Here is a 19,111-nt window from a genome sequence, read left to right on the forward strand (position 1 = left end):
ACTTTAAATCAATCTAATATTTCAATCTCTTTCTCTGCATTTCCAAGCTCAGATTCAGCTTTCACAACTACTTTACCAGCTCCAGCCTGTGGACGGATAATCGCCAGCGCTTCTCCATAATAAGTATCTGTCTCATTGCTCTGGTAGCTTTCCGGATAATATGGGCAAGCGCTTCCAAATGCCAGAAGCTCGCCACCTTCTACTGTAAGCTGGATTCGACCTCTTACCAGCGGTTTTGTCTGACCATTTTCGTCTGTATAGCGCATTCTCACATAGCAAAGATCGGTGTCTGCATTCACGCGGGTAAGCTCTGGTTCTGCTACAAGAATCGTCTCTTTTCCAGCTGTTGTCAGTGTCCTTTCTGCAATTATATTGTCATTTGCATCATAGGCAACAGCCTTGATTTCTCCATTCTGATAGGTTGTATCAAAGAATACCTTGCAGTCATTTTTCGGCTTCTTAGTGCCTACACACTTACCGTTTATATACAGCTTCACATGATCTGCACGGGTGTAAACTTCTACTTTTGCAGCATTCCCGTCACAGCCCTCCCAGGACCAGCTTTCCATGGCATTGGTCATTTTCCATGCAGATGGGGAATGGGCATCCTTTGTGTGATCAACCGGCATAACTGCAATTGCCAGATCCTCCAGTTCAAAGGCAACTCTGGTATATGCCATCTCGCCAAGAGGCTTTCCTGTGAGATCAATCCGGCCTGATCCGGCACTTACCCAGCCACAGCCGCCATCAAAACGAGGTGCATAATCCTTATATTCCCATGCGCCGATTCCAACCTCACCCAGATAATCCTGAGCAGCCCAGACGAAATCACCAATGATACGCTTATCACGTTTTGCTTCCTGCATAAATCTGTACGCATCTGCACAGAAGGTTTCACTTCCAAGAATAATTCGCTTGGGATACTTCTTTAAATCATGATGGTAACGCTTGATTCCATAGTTATATCCTGCAACATCCATATTGGCATATGCATCTCTTGTTTTCACATCACATGGATAAAGAGTTGCTCCTGTTTTCATAAATCCGGCACCAAAAATTCCGGCTACCGTGTTATAAAATTCACTTCCCACAGCCTTTTTCTTCTTGGCATTCTCAGTAGCTTCGTCTGCTTTTTTATCGCTGTAAACACCAAATCCCATAGAGCTTAAGAAGTTAAAAAAGATATTGATTCCGCAGCTTACAGGACGGGTGGAATCCAGCTCATGAAGTCTGTCTGTAAGGGATTTTGTAAGGGAAATTCCCTTTTTCTGCGCAGTCTCAGACACTTCATTTCCTGTAGAATACATGATCACAGATGGATGATTATAGTCCTTATCCACCATATCTTTTAAGTCTTTTCTGTAGTTTTCCAGAATCTCATCTGCATAGTCATACTTTGTTTTATGGATATACCAGCCATCAATATATTCGTCCATTACAAGCATTCCCATTTCGTCACAGGCACGAAGAAGTGCTTTGGAGCATGGGTTATGTGCAGAACGGATTGCATTATAGCCAGCGTCCAGAAGAATGCGGATTTTACGGCGTTCTGCAAATTCATACGCACATGCACCAAGAAGACCGCTATCGTGATGGATACAGCCACCTTTTAACAGGACACGTTTTCCGTTGATACAGAAGCCCTCTTCCGGAGTACAGCTTACTACACGGATTCCAAAGGTTTCTTCCTGAATATCCTCGCCGAAGGTTACGCGGCAGGTGTAAAGATTCGGTGCTTCCGGGCTCCAAAGGTTTGCTCCCGGAAGAGCAATTTCTCTGGAAAATTTACCATCTGCCTGGAGAATTTCCAAGGCGATGATCTTATCTGATGCTTTGTCAGAATTTTGAACAGTTGGTTGTACTGCATTTTCGTCAATACACGGCTCTATGGTCTCGTCTGTCTGGCCTGCACTTTCGCCAGCCACAGCTTTTCTGGTAACAATCTGTTTCTCCAGAATCTCCACTTTCACCTCGCCGGCAGCATTCGGCCATGCCTCCACGCGGATCTTCGGCTCCTTATAATCCAGTGTAGTGATCTTCACACTGTCAAATCTCAGATGGTTTTTCGGCACTGTATACAGCCACACCGGACGGTAAATTCCGGTACCGGAATACCAGCGGCTGTTTGGCTGATCGTGGTTGATCACTTCCACGCGGATCACATTCTCTTCCCCGAATTTTACATACTTGGTGGCATCTACATAGAATCCGATATATCCATAAGAATGATAAGCCACTTTTTCGCCGTTGAGATATACAGTTGCCTTACGGTAAACGCCCTCAAATTCCAGGATCACTTTCTCGTCCTTCGCTTTCTCTGGAAGGATAAATGTTTTCTCGTAAGTGTAATCCTGCGCCTCATACCATCCTATATTCACACCGCCGGCACTTGTCTCGCTTCTCTCATCCAGCTGCATGGCATCATGCGGAAGAGTCACTGCAAATGCCTTTTCTTTCTCTCCGGTTCTGTAGCATACCCAGTTTTCGTTAAATGACTGCTTCATGATTTCCTCCTGAAATTTTCTATAATTTTCGTTTAATTTAAAATTCCCAACTATATCTCAGTCGCTATTTTCTACCCGTATTTTACCAAATAAAAAGCAGGCTGCCATATTTTAATCGCAACCTGCCCGAAAACACACGTAAACTGTGAAAAAAGCGGATTGCTGTTCTCCCAATTCACAGCAACGTGTTTCCCGCTAAAAAATCTTCTGTAAAAAATTATACAACGCCAGATGCCAGTTTCCCATAGAATGATACCGCATTGGAAATACATCAAAACAGGTATTTACACCAGACCGCAATCTGGGTTCTATATCCAGCAGTGCCTGGTAATCCTGTACCTGTCCCGGCAGGGCAAAATCAAAGTTGCCGCTTGCCACATACAGATAATGAATTGGCAGTTCTGCAAAATCGCCTGTCTGAATGGTATCTTCAAATGCAGTCCTGTCTGTCCTGCTTCCGCTGAATGCCCCGAACCATGAAAAATAATCCAGACTCTGACACAACGCAGAATGATACATCGTTACCGCCCCTCTTGACAAACCGGCAAATGCTCTGTGATCCCGGCTCTCTGCGAATCCCTCATCATCTGCCGATTTTGCATATGTAGAATAAACGGATTCAATCTCAGGCATCAGATCATTTCGCAGCTCCTTTGCAAAAGAATAGGTCAGCTGATCCAGATCATCTGCACAGTCATCTTCCACATAAAAAGTCGGTGTCACCACAATCAAAGGCTCAATATCTCCATCTGCAATCATATTATCCAGCATAGTTTTGTTATACGGATTTGTTTTCAGCCAGTATTTTTCATCATCACCTGTTCCATGCATCAGATACAGAATATTGTACTCTTTCTCCTCGCTGTAGCCATAAGGCAGATATACATAAGCTGTCTTTTTCACGTCCCGCTCATCAGTAGCATATGCCTTGGTATCGTACACTACTTCTTCCACAGTTCCCGCCTGTTCTGATTCTTCCGCATCATATTTCGCCGGAACTGCCCACAGCTCATCCCGGGCCTGTCCCTGCGCCTCATGCCCTGCCTCATACCTTACTTTCCAAAATCCTAGGAAACCTGCCAGAATTAAAACAGCTGCCAAAAGCGGCAAAACTGCCACACGCCCCACAGGGATTTTTTTCCCGATCATTACTGCGATTCCCAGGATTCCTCCCAGCGCCGCAATAATACTCTCTACCAGAAACAACCAGTTAAAGTAATAAGTGCTGGTAGAAAAATTAGTATTAAAATACAAAACAAAAGCTGCCGCTGCAATCACCAGATACAGAAAAGGCATTTTGCTTTTCCATGCCATATACGCCACCAGCATAAAAACCACCGCGATCATACTGAATGTAATAAATGCTGTCTTATCTCCCAAAATTGCAAACCGGACAATATCAATTCCGGAAAGTAGCACCAGAATAACTACGGGAATCTGGCTGATCCGGTTCCACATTTTTTCATCTGCTGTCTTCTCAATTTTCTGTTTCATCATTTTCCCACTCCTACATTTTCTCCAGATACTTTACCATATTTCATTGAGCATTTCCTAAAAAATCCGCAATTTGCAGCTCAGAAACCGCAGACTGCATACAATAAAATTCTTCACAGATAAAAATAACAGATTTCTTTTTATTTTTCAGCATTCTGGCAAATGTCGTCACCTTTTAGGCAAAAAAATACCGGAAACAGCTCTTCAAATCCTAACATCAAAGAACCATTCCCGGTTTAGAAGGAATTTCAATTATAATTTGCAGCCTCGCTGCGCGCCCCAGATCACTCTTTCACCGCACCGGAGGTCATGCCGCCCACAATATATTTCTGTCCAATCATATACACGATCACAACCGGAATACAGGTAAGTACAATAGGTGTTTCCAACAAGACTTACCTAATAGATATCTTCCACTCCTGGCATCCATTCAGCTTTTTTCGTCTTGCCATTGACAGTTTGATCATTCACTTTTTTCCTTCCACTTGCTATTTTGGGGCTTTTTGAGTTTTTACAATAAGACTTTCCAGTATTTTATTTATTGTCTTCTGCACGCACTTGCTCAGCGTTTCGTGCCATGTTCCAGCGCATAATTGGCTCTTTGAATTACGTCTCCGCCATACTGCATCTGGGGATTCATTCTACTTTCTACTGCCAAGTTTTCCCCAGTTCTACCATCCAGAAGATACCCCACAATTGTAGTCGTTCCAAGGTCGATTGCCGCAGTAAAAATACAATCACCTTTTTCAACACTACTATTCACTCCATGGACAGAATCTTCATGGACGCCAACAATTGGTCTTAAATCAAGGATTTCTTCATCTGTATAGGCTACTTGCCACTCTGACTTTTTTCCCCAGTCTCCGGCTTCTCCAGCCACACTGTTTTCACCTGCAATTCTGGCTGGAAATTCACCTTTCTGAAAAATCCTTCGCTCAAAATTTTACCTCTTTTTTTCTTCCCAGGAATCTCCACCTGACAGTCCTTTTCCACTTTCGTCTGACACGCCAGCACCGGCTTTCCATCTACCTTCACCAGACATTTCCCGCAGGTTCCCTGCCCCCCACAAGGCGCATCCGGCGCAAGCCCCGCCCGAATCTCTGCCTCCAGCACGCTGATTCCCACCGGAACCTCTATACTAATCTCTTCCCTCACAAAATACACCCTAGAGCGTGTTTGAAAAAGCATTCCCGCAATCTGTACGCCCCACTTTGCGGGAGATTTTGCCCGAATTCGGTTGTCGTAGCCCGCTACGACGCCCTCATCCGGACAAAATCTCCCACAAATTGTGACGCACATCTTGCAGAAAGCCTTTTCCAAACACGCTCTAGCCATAACCCAAACTCCCTAAAAACAACCGACCGGGCATGCCCCGGTCGATGTATTATTCTTTCAGCAATTTTTCAACAGCCTTTTTGAAATCATATAATTTATCAATATACACATGAACAATTGTCCCGCAATGTTCTTTCACAATCACTCCATCATAGTCGTGTGCAAGCTGATTTCTTACTTTCAGCATATCCATCCACTCATCACCAGTAATCAGATTCGCCTGAAATGATTCTCTGAGAACTTCTCTTGGTGAGCCAGTGACAAATCCAGTTATTGCATAATACTGTACCAGAATATCTTTCATAACCTTCCACGCCAAGTCAAATGTAATACTGAATTTAGCACTGGTTCCACTAAGTACAAAAGAATCTGACAAATCACGCTGTTTCGCCTCCGCCAGAGAGTCCAGTGAATTTCTAAACGACTCAAATCTTCTTATAAATTTCTCGTCCATATTGTTTTATATCCTCCAACAACAGCTGATTCTGACAAGTATCAAGATCAACCAGATCAATTGTGTACAATGTTGGAATCTCTTCTAAATTCTCCTGCAAATCAAGAATTTCGTGTGAAGCGACTCCAGACACTGCAATGTCAATATCGCTCCGCTCTGTCGCAGTTCCCTTTGCCCGGGATCCATACAGAATTATCTTCTGTGCTCCATACAATCTGCACCGTTGTATAATTTCTGTCATGACCTCATCAACGCGCATAGTTTCCCCCATTTCACTCATAAAACTAATTTCATTATAGGTTAAATCCCACGCAACGTCAATTTGCAAAATCTATCTAATTTATTTCCATCAATATCCAGTATCAAATTATCCTTATCATTTTTTTCCATTTTCTCACTCATTTCCTGACTGCTATCACTGATATTTTTTCAAGTTTTTAAAATGTATTTAAAAAACGTTTGTATTTTACATTTTTTTAATTTTATGTGCTGTAGCAGATTATTTTATGCACACATAAAAAAAGAATCCGGCACAAAGTATTTTTATACACTTTGTACCGAATTTCTCTTATTTCTCTTGTACAAATTTTCTCACAAACTCTTCATACCCGCAAGGCTTTCCCCAGAAATATCCCTGGGTAAATTCCGGGCACAGCTTTCGGATTTTGAGCCATTCCTGGGCGATTTCTACACCTTCGATGCAAATCTGCATATCCAGATTATGAATCATGGTACAAAACTGATTCAGAAGATAATATTCCTGTTCATCTGCAAATGCTTTCGCAGTGAAAGAGCGGTCAACCTTAATAATCTCTGGTTTCAGCTCACTGAGATAATGGAAGTTCGAGTATCCGGTTCCAAAGTCATCCAGCGCCAGACTGATTCCCATTCGCTTCAGTTCTGTGAGAAAATGCTTCTCATTTATATTTTGTTCCAGAAGATCGCTCTCTGTCAATTCCACGATCACCGCTTCCCGCGGCAGCCCTGCCCTTTTCATTTCTGCACTGATATCCTGGAGCACATCAGACTTGGAAGCCTGTACCTGGGAAATATTAATACTCATCCGGAACCCTGGAAGTATCTTCCGGATCTCACTGCATTTTTCCATAGCCTCTTTCATCATCCAGCGGCCAGCAGGAATAATAAGACCTGTTTCTTCCAGAATTGGAATAAACTCTGCCGGTGAAATCATTCCGAATTTTTCAGAGGTAAAACGCATTAAAGCTTCTGCTCCATAAGGCACTTTTTTATTTTCAGCAAATACAGGCTGGTAAAAAGCTGTAAAGCCCTGGAATCCATTGATCACAGCTTCCCGCAGTTCCTGGGTGATCTCTCTTTTCCGAAGAAATTTTCTGTAGGTTTCCCCGTTAAATATATAGCAACGGTTTCTTCCCAGCTTCTTCGCCTCATTCAAAGCAAAATCAGTCAGCTTCAATGCTTCTGCGTACTGATTTCCTTTTAATGCCGCAAATGGCACAATTCCTCCTGAAACCGTATACATGACTTTAAATTCATTGGTTTCAATAAATCTGTCTATTGCCTCTCTCACTTTATCATAAAGCTTATCCGCATCCTTCACCTCAGCAGAAGAAACATCCAGGATCAGAAATTCATCTGCCACAAGCTTGTACACCTTTTGTCCTTCTGATGTGCAGCCGGAAATACACTCCGCCGTTTTCTTAAGTACAAAGTCACCGTACTCCTGTCCGAAGTTATCATTGATTTCCTTAAAATGATCGATTCCTATACGAAGCAGATATCCTGTATCCAAAGGAGTATCCAGCTGGTTCATATACTCCCGGAAACCAGACTCTCCCAATAGTCCGCTTACATTATCTGCCTTCTGTCTCTCTCCAATTTCATTCACACAACCAATCATGTAAAGAGGTTTCATGTTATCGTCACGGACCAGATACCCTTTGCAATGAATCCAGATCGGCTTTTTTTTCAGATCCAGCCAGCGATATTCCATGCTATGGATGCAGCGGTCTGTTTCTAGAAGATCATCAAATTCCGCTTTCAGTTTTTCATAATCCGGTGCATATACAAATTCCTTATGCTTCGAAATTACATTATGAAAACCATTTTTCGGAATACAGAAACGTTCAAGCGCCTGATTTGCTATGTAATAAAAATCTGACCGAAAGTCAACCACATATGGGTAATTATCTGTAGTTGGGCTCAGAAGATCGATCACACTGCAAAGCTCATCCACAGACATGCTCTGAAACTTTTTCTCCTGCAGGATCACCTCATCTGTGATCTCCTCTGTCGGCTGCTTACTCATACGGGAGAGCAGATTGTCCAGACCTGCTGACCGTGCCACCTTCTTCCTGCGCTTCTGACGGTACAGCATGGTATCACTTCGTCTTACAATATCTTTAAAGTCAAAGTCTATATCAGGCTGATAATAAGCATATCCGGCTGACATGCTGAATGGATACTCCAGCTTGTTCGTTTCCGCTGTTTTTTTCAAAATCAGCTCCAGCGCCTTCAGCCGTTCCGGAATCATATCCTTCTCATCGCTATGATATACATACGCAAACTCATCGCCGCCAATCCGAAAACAGTTCTTTACGTTCTGAAATGCCTGACTGATACACTGATAACACAGCTTCAGCGCCTCGTCTCCCTTTTCATGTCCAAAATTGTCATTGATCACTTTCAGATTATCCAGATCGAACAAAACCACACCTGTTGTACGCAGTTTAATATCACCTTCCTCCAGATATTTCACCATGTCCTCATAAGCGTTTCGGTTCATAGCCTCTGTGAGCATATCCATGTTGGCTATTTTCTGCAGATAGATCACCTTTTGTTTCTGGATGTATTGATCGTAATATTGGGAAACCTGGATCCAGATCAGCATAATGATAAACAGCAGAGTTCCTATGGGAAGCATAATGGATGTCTGTTGGAATTTTCTTAAATAATAAAGGAACATTTCCGCCATTCCGAATACTATAATCGCGCACATAGGATACTGGAATTTCTTAGCTTCATCGTTGCCTTCTTTTCTGGCCTCGTAAAGAATAAGGGCAATTGTGTAAACTGCATTGGCAGCCATGATAACATGGGTTGCGGGAAGCAGCCGGAATATATCAATAACTCCTGTACACTGAAGCAGAACATCGACTGCCATATTTACAAGATAAAGAATGGAAAAAATCAATACACCTTTGTGGTATCTGCTTTTGCAGATATCATATAACAGGAAATTAAATGGTATCGGGAAAAGAAAGAATGAAAAATATTCCACAAAGTACAGGGTTCTTCCATCCGGAATCAAAAACTGCAAAAAACTACATTGTGCCAGTGTCCATATTGCGATCAGCAATGAGAAAAATCCAAGGTTTAAAAAGATCTCTATCTTCGCTTCTGTCTTGTCTCTTCTTTTTCTTCGCACTGCCCCCAAATAGAGAACCAGGCAGATGATACTTGCAAACAGGATCCCGCAGCTGAGCATCAGGGTTTCAAAGCTGTCCGTTAAGATTTTCAGAATGCAGTCGCCTCGTGTTCCGTATGCAATGCTGACTTCATTTCCATAATAGTCGTCATATACCGGAATAATTCTGACCTCCAGACTTTTGCCTGCGCTATCTTCCGGAATATCCACAATGTGCCAGCAGCTTCCCGGTGACTTCATAAAGCTGGGAGCATCCTTTTCATTTCCGTATTCGTATATTTTTTCTCCGTCCAGCCACACTTCTGCAATGGTGTGTGTGGTTTTAAACATGATTGATTTGGGAACATTAAAGTCTTCAGGCAGAGCAATATTCTCTGATTTGATTTCTCCATCTGTCAGTTCTTTTGTTTCGCACTTGATTGTATTATCCCAGAACAGTTTTTCCCTGACCGTACTCCGACTAAAGATCCAGCTTGAAAAACAAATGGCAAATATTCCAAATGCGAACATGGTAATCCATAGTTTCTTTTCTATTTTCATAGTTTCTCCCTACTATATAAAATAGCACTGTTCACTAAGTGCACAATGATCACCTTGTGCTGCAATTCTGTGCAAAATTTACCCGCACAGAATATTACCTGTAAACAATGACTTACAACTCATCAAAAGATATACATAGACAGCATATCAAACCCATTTAGCTTTTTCAAGGTTTTGACAGATTTTGTTAAAACCTTTTTATTTGAGGGCAAAAAAAATATCTGACGGGGCAATTCTGCCCTGTGCCAGATATTTTCTTCGTTTCTGTCAGCTTATGTGTCTGCCGATTCTCCGGTAATCACGCTCATATTAGTGTATGCGACTTTCCTTATGCAAATTTCTCATCCAGGTATTCTTTCAGGATTCCCAGATTTTCATCACTGTACAGCTGATCTGCCGCATGCTTATAATTATGAAAAAGCTTAAATTCCACCTTATCTGCTCCAACCGTTCTCGTAAGCAGCGCCTTCAGTCTCTCAGACTGCAGATACGGAACATCTAAATCCGCATCACCATGCCAGATCAATATATCCGGGCTGTTTTCCTTCGTAAGATTTTTCTCAATATAATATAATGGACTGTAATTGTTTTTCTCATCCTCAGTAAGAGTTTTTACATCCTTGCGCATCCAATAAGATTCCACATCCTCGTAGCCGGTATCTTTAATTGCCTCCTGAAGCCACAGGCTGGCCGCCCAGCGGACAATTTTGGGAATCCTCAGCTCCCTGTAATCATCTTCCATAGTTCCGAATTCCATACAGCCGTAATAGTCCAGAATCACCTGAACTTCACTGGAAACAGGATGGTTCTCATCTTCTCCGATAAATGGAACACGATTAAATTCCTCATCATTGGAAGCGCCACAGATCACTGATAAATACCCCCCAGCTGACTCTCCCCAGATTGCAAAACGCTCCGGATCGTATCCATATTTCTCTGCATTTGCACGAAGAAAACGGATCGCTGATTTCACATCTTCCACGCCTGCCGGAAAGGCTGCTTCCTGGGCAAGACGATAGTTAACGGATGCACATGCATATCCATGATCGCGGAAATAGCGGTACATCAGTTGCGCCTGACGGGACTGGCTGTCATTGTATACGAAGCCGCCCCCATGTACCAATATGATCAACGGCATAGGTTTTTCACTGTCCGGCACATACAGATCCAGATAATCATTTTCAGAAGCCTCAGAATATGGCAGCTTCTCATAAGCTTTTCCACCATTCCATTTGGAAGAATCATCCAATTTCACTGATGGAGAGTATACATTATGAAAAACTACACGAACTGCTTCATGATTGTAACTGAGAATGCCAACTATAGCAGCAAGACAGATTCCACCTATGATAAAACCTTTTTTCTTCATTTTTTCAACCTCTTTTCCACCTTAAATCATAAGTCTTTCACTTCATTCACATGGAATTTCCACCACATAAAACCGTTCTTCATCTGCCACGGTAACCTTCACCGGTCCGTTTCCATCTGCCTGTACAACTGCCATTGCCTCACCATAATAAGTCGCCACAGTATGGTCAGTATAATTCCCTTTTACATAAGGAGCCGGGCTTCCGAGTCCCTTCAGGACACCATTTTCTACTGTTACTTTTATGTTATGTTTCTCCATTGGTTTCCAGATTCCCTTGCTATCTGTGTATTGCAGTTGAATAAATGCAAGGCCCTCCGGCTTCACGGTTTTCTCCTCTGGACGCACCTGAAGAACCGTTTCTTTTCCTGCTGTATGTAATGAATAACGGTTGATTTCTCTTCCGTTTTCATCGTAAGAAACCGCCGTTATCTCCCCATTCTGATAGGTGATATTAAAGTTTGCACGGCATTTTTTCACTTTCTTTTTACCAGCACTTTTGCCATTGATAAACAGCTCAACCTGTGCAGCCCTTGCATAAACTTCTACCTTCGCCGGTTCTCCGTTACAGCCATCCCATGCCCAGCTTTCCAGAGCCTTTGTCAGCTGCCAGCCGGTAAGACGAAGCTTTTCCTTCTGGTAAACAGGATCAACTGCAATAAACGGACCTGTCTCTCTTTCAAAAGCAACTCGGGTATATGCAGCCTCTGCACGCGGCTTTCCATTCAGGTCAATTCGCCCGTTTCCACCTGTCATTCTCGTGGCTGGATCTTCAAATTTATAGTCAGAATACTCTGCTGCACCATCCCCGACTTCTCCAATATAATCCCATCCTGCCCACACAAAATCACCGATAATCCGTTTATTTTTTTTGGCAATTTCCCAGAAACTATACGCATCCTTACAGAAGGTTTCACTTCCCAGAATCAGACGGTTCGGGTACTTTTTCAGGTCATGTTTGTAGCGGAAAATGCCGTAATTATATCCTGCGATATCCATATTTGCGTAGGCATCCTTCGTCCTTAAATCGCATGGATAAAGGGTGGCACCGCACTTCATAAAGTAGTCTCCAACCAGACAGGCAAGAGTATTATAGAACTCACTTCCTACCGGCTTTTTCTTCTTTTCAGGCTTGGTGCTGCCTAATCCTTTTTTTCCATTTTCTGTGGCTTTATTTACTGTCTTTTCACCACTTTTAACTACCTTTTTCTCATTCTTTCCAGCTGCCTGAGCGGCATTTTTCTCTGCATTTCCAGCGCTCTTTTCTGCCTTATCATCACTGTAAACGCCAAGTCCTATGGAGCTTAAGAAGTTGAAGAAAATATTGATTCCGCAGGTAACAGGACGGGTGGAGTCCAGGCTGTGAAGATAGTTTGTCATATCGCCGGTGAGGGCAATTCCCTTCTTCTGGGCTGTCTCTGCAACCTCATTTCCGGTGGAGTACATGATCACACTTGGATGGTTGTAATCCTTATCAACCATGTCTTTTAAATCCTGTTTCCACCAGTCCGTAAGCTGTCCAGCATAATCATATTTAGTCTTATGAATGTACCACACATCTACATATTCATCCATCATCAGCATTCCCACACGGTCACAGGCATCCAGGAGAGCCTTGGAACATGGATAGTGTGCGGAACGGACTGCATTGTATCCATTCTCCTTAAAAATGCGCATTTTACGTTCTTCTGCTTCCGGATAAGTACATGCTCCAAGCACACCATTGTCATGATGGAAGCAGGCTCCGCGAAGGATCACACGCTCTCCGTTAATAGTCATTCCTACCTGCGGATTCCAGATCAGCTCACGGATTCCGAAGGTTTCGGTTACTTCGTCTTCGCCGAAAACTGCTTTACAGGTATAGAGATTCGGGTGCTCTGTATCCCAGAGTTTTGCGTTTGGAACATCCAGTTGAAAGATGGCCTGGTATGCTGCTGCCTGATTATTTTTTTCCGCTTCCACCTGCGCCAATTCACTCTTCTGACCATTTTTTCCAGTCTGTACTGATTCATTTGGCTGCATGTTTTTATTATCTGATGATATTATTTTGTCATTGTTTACATTTCCTATTTTTGTACTTTCACCAATTACTCTAAGTACTTTAGAGCCCTCAAACTCAATCTTCAGGGAGACCTCTCCCGGCTCAGAAGTTTTCACAACAACCTCAATTCTCGCAGGATCATAGCTTAAAGTACGGATTTTCACACCGTTTACCGGAATATGTTTCTCTTCCCCAACATGCAGATAAGCCGGACGGTAAATACCGGTTCCCGGATACCAGCGGCTGTTTGGCTGGTCTGCATTGCGCGCAATGACTTTGATCTCATTCTCTTTTCCATACTGAAAAAAGCCCTCTGTATCCACATAAAAATTGGTATAACCATAAGGACGGTAAGCCGCTTTTTTTCCATTTATGTAAACTTCACCATTGTGGTAAATACCCTCAAATTCAATGAGGACTTTCTTATCTTTATACGTCTCTGGCACAAAGAAATTTCTGGTATATTCGTAATCTCCACCAATATACCATCCAATATTCCCCTCGCCGGTACTCTCCTGAGTACGCGGCTCGCTCAGCATTGCATCATGTGGCAAAGTCACCGGATAAGCAGCCTCATCTCGGGTAAGACACCTGCACATCCAATCCTTATTAAAATCAATTTTCTGCATACAGTAAACTGCTCCTTTCTGAAATCTCTGTCCTTAAACCAACTGTTTTTTCAGCATTCTCTAGCCTATAACTCTACATTCTCAATCTAGCAATAGTTTACCGTATTTTTCCCCCTTTGTGGAAAGATTAACGCGAACAGTCTTTTTTTTAACGCTAATGACCACAGCCTGACTTATAATATATAAAATTTACCTTTTCTACAAAGCAACTGCCGCATCATTCCCTACGGTTTGATGCGGCAGATTAATCTTCATGAATTCATCACGATCTATTACTCAACAACAATTAACACACTTTTTCTCTTCTTATATTTCTTCACCAGAACTACTTCCAGAAGAATCAGGATAACAGCTACTGCCACGTCCACACCAACCATGATTTTCATCCACAATGCCAGTGTTAAAGATGTTTCATCAGCATATGCATTACTATTCACAACAGTATACATAATGTTCTTGCAGGCAGTTCTCATATACTGAACTGTGGATGGGTCAGATGTATCTGTAACAAAGTTTGTTCCTACATCAAATGTAGACAAGCAGCAGGAACCGCCAGTTGCGATTACCTGATCTGCATTCATGTTAAATGCACCAGCAAAATAGTCGGTTTCTACAAAGCCTTTGAATCCCCATTCATCACGGAGAAGCGTTGTCTGCAATTCGTAATTTCCGCCAGCCCACACATTTCCAATGTAGTTAAAGGATGACATTGCAGCTGTAACATTGCTGTTTTTTACACAGATTTCGAATGGTTTCAAATACAGTTCACGCATTGCCTGTTCATTTGACCAAGTGCAGATCATAATCCAACGGTTTGTCTCCTGCTCGTTCATTGCAAAATGTTTCATATATGCATAAACACCATTCTCAGCAGCACCATTTACAGCCTGTGCAGACATAGTTCCTGCAAGGATTGGATCCTCTGACGGATACTCATATGTACGCCCACCAAATGCACTTCTATGAAGGTTCATAGATGGTGCATACCATCCAGAGCAGCCAAGTTCTGTAGCCATTTTTCCCATATCATATCCATATGTATGAGCTAAATCCTTATTCCATGTGCAGGCTATCATAACATTTGAAGGAAATCCTACAGAACCTGCACCTGTAAAGTTATTGCTTACAGCGGACGGTCCATCACAATCAACAGTAGCAACCTTTTCTACACTTTTTGCCTCTGCGGTCTGGAATCCGGCATGGGCGATCATATTCTGCATCTCATCAATTGTAAGCTGATCCAGAAGTGTTTCCCAACGCTCATCATCATAATCTGCACCGCGAAGTTCCGCCAGTTTCATTCCATTATCAGCGCCAGTCACAGGCATTTCAGCATCCGGAATTTCCGGCATTTCATAGTTGGAGGTTACAGTAAATCCTTCTTTTAAATCCTCCGGCATAGACATGCTCGCAGGTGCAGCTGTTGTTTCATCATAATTCTTGAAGCCATCTTTACGTGATAAATAAGTAAGATGTCCGTCTGCATAACCGAATTGATTTACAGCAGCAGTCAAATCTGTCGAACGTGGATTTGCCTCATCATAAACAATATCTTCATCTACTGTATAAGTAACAGAATCGATCACATTATGAGAATCGCTGTTGATACTGATCTCATAATCTCCTGCTTCCAGCACGTAGCATCCATTTTCCAGGTAATCATAAGAAGCCATGTCCTCAGCTGTAAAAGAAATTGTTACCGTCTGTGATTCACCTGGTTTCAGTTCATTTGTTTTCTCATATCCAATAAGATTTGCCGTTGATTTCTCAATTCCTCCATTGGTATATGGCGGGTTATAATAAACTTCCACAACATCTTTTCCAGCTATGTCTCCAGTATTTGTTACCTTCACATCAAGAGTAATTTTTCCATTTTCCATGCTGGAAGATTCCAGTTCCTGGGTAAAATCAGTGTAGCTGAGACCATATCCAAATGGATATTTTACAACCTTATCATAATCCAGGAATCCTTCCTGTGCAGCAGTTTCATAGAAACGATATCCTACATAAATTCCTTCTACATAGTTTACAAATGTAGGAACGCTTCCGCCGACATATGGATCACTTTCATCAATTTTAAACTCTTCCATATTGTCATATTTGAAGTCTCCAAAATTATTCCATGTAGGTGTTTCTGTTAAATCATATAAGAAAGTATCGGAAGTTTTTCCAGATGGATTTACTTCTCCGCTTATGATTTTTCCAAGGCTGTCAAATCCAGTCTGTCCAGGACCTGCACACCAGAGAACGCCTTCAATCTGCGGATAATCTTCCACAAATCCAAGTTCAAAAGTAGATAGACCATCATAAACCAGGATTACATGCTCAAAGTTTTCGCATACCAGATTGATCATATTTTTCTCAGTCTGGCTCAGTTCCAGATAATGCTGACCTGCTTCAAAATCATTGTAAGAGTCAGAATTATTTGTATAGGAAACGCTGGACATATCAGTGGGAAGATCGCTTCCCTCTCCACCCCATCTGGCAATTGTTACAATCGCAGTATCAGAAAATTCCTTTGCGTTTTCAATCAGTTCATCTGAATAATTTTCTGCCGGGACCTCCGGTAAAGACCAGTCTGAACCATAGTCTGCACGTTCTTTTCCATAATTGGTGTACAGATCTGTTAATTCACCGTTTAACTTGAACCCGGCATCTTCAAGACCTTCCAGCATAGTAACGCGGTCATAAAGATCATTTAAAGCACCAGCTCCGGAACCGCCATAAATAGGATTTACACTTGCCCAGCCAAAGACATTGATGTTTTTTGTATCCTTTAATGGCAGAATACCATCATTTTCCAAAAGAACTGTTCCCTCTGCTGCAATAGTCCGGCAGTCTTCATTGGACTGCTCTGTTGTCTCGTCAGAAACAGTTTCTGCAGCCTGTGTACTTAACGTAAGCAGAGTAGACATTGGACCTGCGCAAATCAGGTTTGCTACGATCACAACGCCAAGAACCATTGCCAGAATCGCATTTCCTCTGACAAGTTTTCTTTTTGGATTTTCCATTTTTTTGCACATAACCGCAGCCACAATACCAACTACCAGAATTACGGCAATCGCAATGAGGTAAGGTTTGCACATGTTGAGTACGCTGATCACGTCACTCATGTTTAACTTGATCATTTTGTTTTCCTCCTCCTTTGAGATAGCTGAATCTTATCACAAAAAATTCTGTTTTCATGATTTTGGTACCAGTTGCAGAAATACGGTACCAATTGCAGAAAAAATGTGCTATACTCTGGTATAATAAAAAAGACTTAAGGAGGAGAGACATGTTCCAGGCCGCTATTGTAGAAGATGAAGCTGAAATTCTTTCATATCTAAAAAATACTCTAATTGATTCCTTCAATAACCGTCATGTTGCCATAGAATTCGACAGTTTTTCCTCTGGAAAAAATTTCCTGCGAACTTTTAATGAGAATTATCATTATGATGTTATTTTTCTTGATATCGAAATGCCAGAAATTGACGGAATCCAGGTCTGCCGCCACATACGGGCACAGGCACCTGACTCCCTTGTTATTTTTATATCCAACAAAGAAGAGCTGGTCTTCCAGACATTCGAGGTACAGCCTTTCCGTTTTATCCGAAAAAGCGAATATCAGAAACTTCTCCCCGCTCTCGTGGATGCCATATCACAAAAGTTGGAAGAACAGACAAAACACTTGATTTTTATTACAGAACCAGGTTCCGGAAATATTTTTTCCTTTGATATCCGCAATATTTTTTATGTTGAGGCTCAGCGTAAAAACTGTCTCATTGTGACAACCGTGGGCAACAGCATTGTTCAATGCAAAATTTCTGATATGGAAGAATATCTTGTTCCTCATGGATTTATTAAAATCCACCGTAGCTATCTTGTAAATTGCAGACATATTTTTTATATAGGAAAATCTTCCCTCCAGCTTACAAGCGGTCAAGAGCTACCTATAAGCCGAGGTAAAGTAGACGAGGTAAAGGAGGGATTCAGGAGGTTTTATGTTTAATTTTATTTATCATCTTTACCAGACACTTGACTCCGTTATTATTTTTTCATTTCTTTCCTATACCCTGCTGATTCTCTGTGGCCTTAAAAAGAATCATACTGTGGGGCGCTCCATTGCTGTAGGTTCATCCTTATACCTGTTATTCACAATAATAGTGTATCTAATTCTCCGTCTGGAACTTTCTTCCATTTGTCTGAAGCTTACAGGAGCTGCCCAAACTCCTTACTGGTTTTATTTCGTATGCACGATCCCTGTTTCTGTGCTTTGCGCTCATATTGCCCTGGCGGGTACACTTTTCACTAAACTGGTATATGTCTTATATTTTATGACCTTCACCCAGCTTTATAAAATGGTATGTTCTCCTCTTTACAGTCAGGAATTTTCTATGCAGCCGCAGATTTACCGCACACTTGATATGCTTACAACCCTGGTTTTATACATATTGCTTTTCCTTTTATCAAAACTTTTCCGGAAGATAAAATTATCTACACCTTTTTCCATATCTTATTTTAAGGGCGTTCTTATCCTTTATTTTCCTATTGGTTTTTTGATTTTTTTCGGAATATCCTCAAGTACACAAATTTACTCCGTAAACCAGATTGCCATTCTTTCCGGCATTTTGCTCACTAATCTGCCTATAATTTATTATTTTTTTGCTACCATCATCCATTCCTACGAAGATCAGCGCAAACTGGACGATGCTCTTACCCAGACACGCACTCAGCTTGCCCGTTACCGCTATTCCCTGGAAGTTCAGGAGCAGGTAAAAAAAGAGCGCCATGAGCTGAAAAATAACTATTTTTATATCCAGACTCTCCTTGCAGATAAAAAATACGATCAACTGGACACCTATATTTCCCAGGCAATTGGGGAAAAAATGAGCAAACTTACGGACATTCAGACAGGAAATACTTTAATCGACTACCTCCTCAACCGAAAAATTCAGGAAGCTCAAAAGTTCCACATCAAAACTTATACAGAAATTATTATTCCAGGCCAGCTTTCTATCAATGAGGAAGTCCTATGCACCATTCTCCTGAATCTTCTTGACAACGCAATCGAATCCAGCAAACAGGAGGATACTCCAGACATCCAGATTATCATCAAATGTGTGCAAAATTATCTGCTCTGCAAAATAAGCAACAAAGTAAGCAGTAATATTCTCTCAGAAAATCCCAGTCTTGCCACTAGCAAAGCAGATGCCTCCAACCACGGATTAGGTATAAAAATAATCCGCTCTGCTGTGGAAAGTCAGAACGGATTGTTGAATTTTGAATGTGAAAAAGGATATTTTACTGCCAGTGTAATGCTGCCGTTTAACCAGCCAGTATAAATTTTTTCCACATACTAT

Annotated in this window: 13 protein-coding genes; 3 read left to right on the forward strand and 10 right to left on the reverse strand. The window is 41.9% G+C overall.

Translation table 11 applies throughout. The annotated features are described in order from the left end of the window. Nucleotides 1–8: 8 nt before the first annotated feature. From AB5Z12_RS03115 to AB5Z12_RS03130, 4 genes are all read right to left on the reverse strand, one after another. Nucleotides 9–2,504: a glycoside hydrolase family 2 TIM barrel-domain containing protein gene (locus AB5Z12_RS03115; protein ID WP_368356883.1), complete on the reverse strand. Its 2,496-nt coding sequence runs from the start codon at nt 2,502–2,504 to the stop codon at nt 9–11. 195 nt (nt 2,505–2,699) lie between these two features. Continuing rightward, the gene (locus AB5Z12_RS03120) at nt 2,700–4,001 is read right to left on the reverse strand and encodes a hypothetical protein (protein WP_368356884.1); all 1,302 of its coding nucleotides are present in this window, start codon (nt 3,999–4,001) and stop codon (nt 2,700–2,702) included. A gap of 559 nt (nt 4,002–4,560) precedes the next feature. After that, nucleotides 4,561–4,878 (reverse strand): hypothetical protein, encoded by a 318-nt coding sequence (locus AB5Z12_RS03125; protein WP_227198701.1) that lies wholly within the window; start codon nt 4,876–4,878, stop codon nt 4,561–4,563. Beyond that, a complete protein-coding gene (locus tag AB5Z12_RS03130; RefSeq protein ID WP_320054981.1) occupies nt 4,830–5,297 on the reverse strand; it encodes a DUF6783 domain-containing protein in 468 nt (155 codons plus the stop codon). The genes AB5Z12_RS03125 and AB5Z12_RS03130 overlap by 49 nt, the downstream gene beginning before the upstream one ends. Here AB5Z12_RS03130 and AB5Z12_RS03135 point away from each other — a divergent pair. Beyond that, nucleotides 5,196–5,417, forward strand: coding sequence for a DUF6783 domain-containing protein (locus AB5Z12_RS03135; RefSeq protein WP_319017793.1), 222 nt, complete (start codon nt 5,196–5,198; stop codon nt 5,415–5,417). The genes AB5Z12_RS03130 and AB5Z12_RS03135 overlap by 102 nt on opposite strands. On the opposite strand, the gene AB5Z12_RS03140 is transcribed toward AB5Z12_RS03135, so the two are convergent. The 6 genes from AB5Z12_RS03140 to AB5Z12_RS03165 all read right to left on the reverse strand — a co-directional run bounded on the left by AB5Z12_RS03140 (nt 5,383) and on the right by AB5Z12_RS03165 (nt 16,897). Next, nucleotides 5,383–5,787 carry an HI0074 family nucleotidyltransferase substrate-binding subunit gene (locus AB5Z12_RS03140; RefSeq protein ID WP_118577587.1) on the reverse strand — a complete coding sequence of 135 codons (405 nt, stop codon included), beginning with the start codon at nt 5,785–5,787 and terminating at the stop codon, nt 5,383–5,385. The genes AB5Z12_RS03135 and AB5Z12_RS03140 overlap by 35 nt on opposite strands. Continuing rightward, entirely contained in the window at nt 5,759–6,067 is a 309-nt protein-coding gene (locus tag AB5Z12_RS03145) for a nucleotidyltransferase family protein (protein ID WP_226814871.1), read from the reverse strand. The genes AB5Z12_RS03140 and AB5Z12_RS03145 overlap by 29 nt, the downstream gene beginning before the upstream one ends. Before the next feature lie 288 nt (nt 6,068–6,355). After that, on the reverse strand, nt 6,356–9,733 hold the full coding sequence (locus AB5Z12_RS03150) for an EAL domain-containing protein (protein ID WP_368356885.1): 3,378 nt from the start codon (nt 9,731–9,733) through the stop codon (nt 6,356–6,358). 328 nt (nt 9,734–10,061) lie between these two features. Continuing rightward, on the reverse strand, nt 10,062–11,102 hold the full coding sequence (locus AB5Z12_RS03155) for an alpha/beta hydrolase (RefSeq protein WP_173770770.1): 1,041 nt from the start codon (nt 11,100–11,102) through the stop codon (nt 10,062–10,064). A gap of 42 nt (nt 11,103–11,144) precedes the next feature. Continuing rightward, the gene (locus AB5Z12_RS03160) at nt 11,145–13,769 is read right to left on the reverse strand and encodes a glycoside hydrolase family 2 TIM barrel-domain containing protein (RefSeq protein WP_243881911.1); all 2,625 of its coding nucleotides are present in this window, start codon (nt 13,767–13,769) and stop codon (nt 11,145–11,147) included. 272 nt (nt 13,770–14,041) lie between these two features. Then, complete coding sequence (locus tag AB5Z12_RS03165; RefSeq protein ID WP_368356886.1) at nt 14,042–16,897, reverse strand: glycoside hydrolase family 3 N-terminal domain-containing protein; 2,856 nt, start codon at nt 16,895–16,897, stop codon at nt 14,042–14,044. 149 nt (nt 16,898–17,046) lie between these two features. Here AB5Z12_RS03165 and AB5Z12_RS03170 point away from each other — a divergent pair, with 149 nt between their 5' ends. Together AB5Z12_RS03170 and AB5Z12_RS03175 are read left to right on the forward strand one after the other, a co-directional pair. Then, nucleotides 17,047–17,760 carry a LytTR family DNA-binding domain-containing protein gene (locus AB5Z12_RS03170; protein ID WP_173770772.1) on the forward strand — a complete coding sequence of 238 codons (714 nt, stop codon included), beginning with the start codon at nt 17,047–17,049 and terminating at the stop codon, nt 17,758–17,760. Beyond that, a complete protein-coding gene (locus tag AB5Z12_RS03175) occupies nt 17,753–19,093 on the forward strand; it encodes a sensor histidine kinase (RefSeq protein WP_173773200.1) in 1,341 nt (446 codons plus the stop codon). The genes AB5Z12_RS03170 and AB5Z12_RS03175 overlap by 8 nt, the downstream gene beginning before the upstream one ends. Nucleotides 19,094–19,111: the final 18 nt, after the last annotated feature.

This window comes from Ruminococcus sp. RTP21358st1_G6_RTP21358_211008, assembly GCF_040908885.1.
GTDB lineage: Bacteria > Bacillota > Clostridia > Lachnospirales > Lachnospiraceae > Blautia_A > Blautia_A faecis.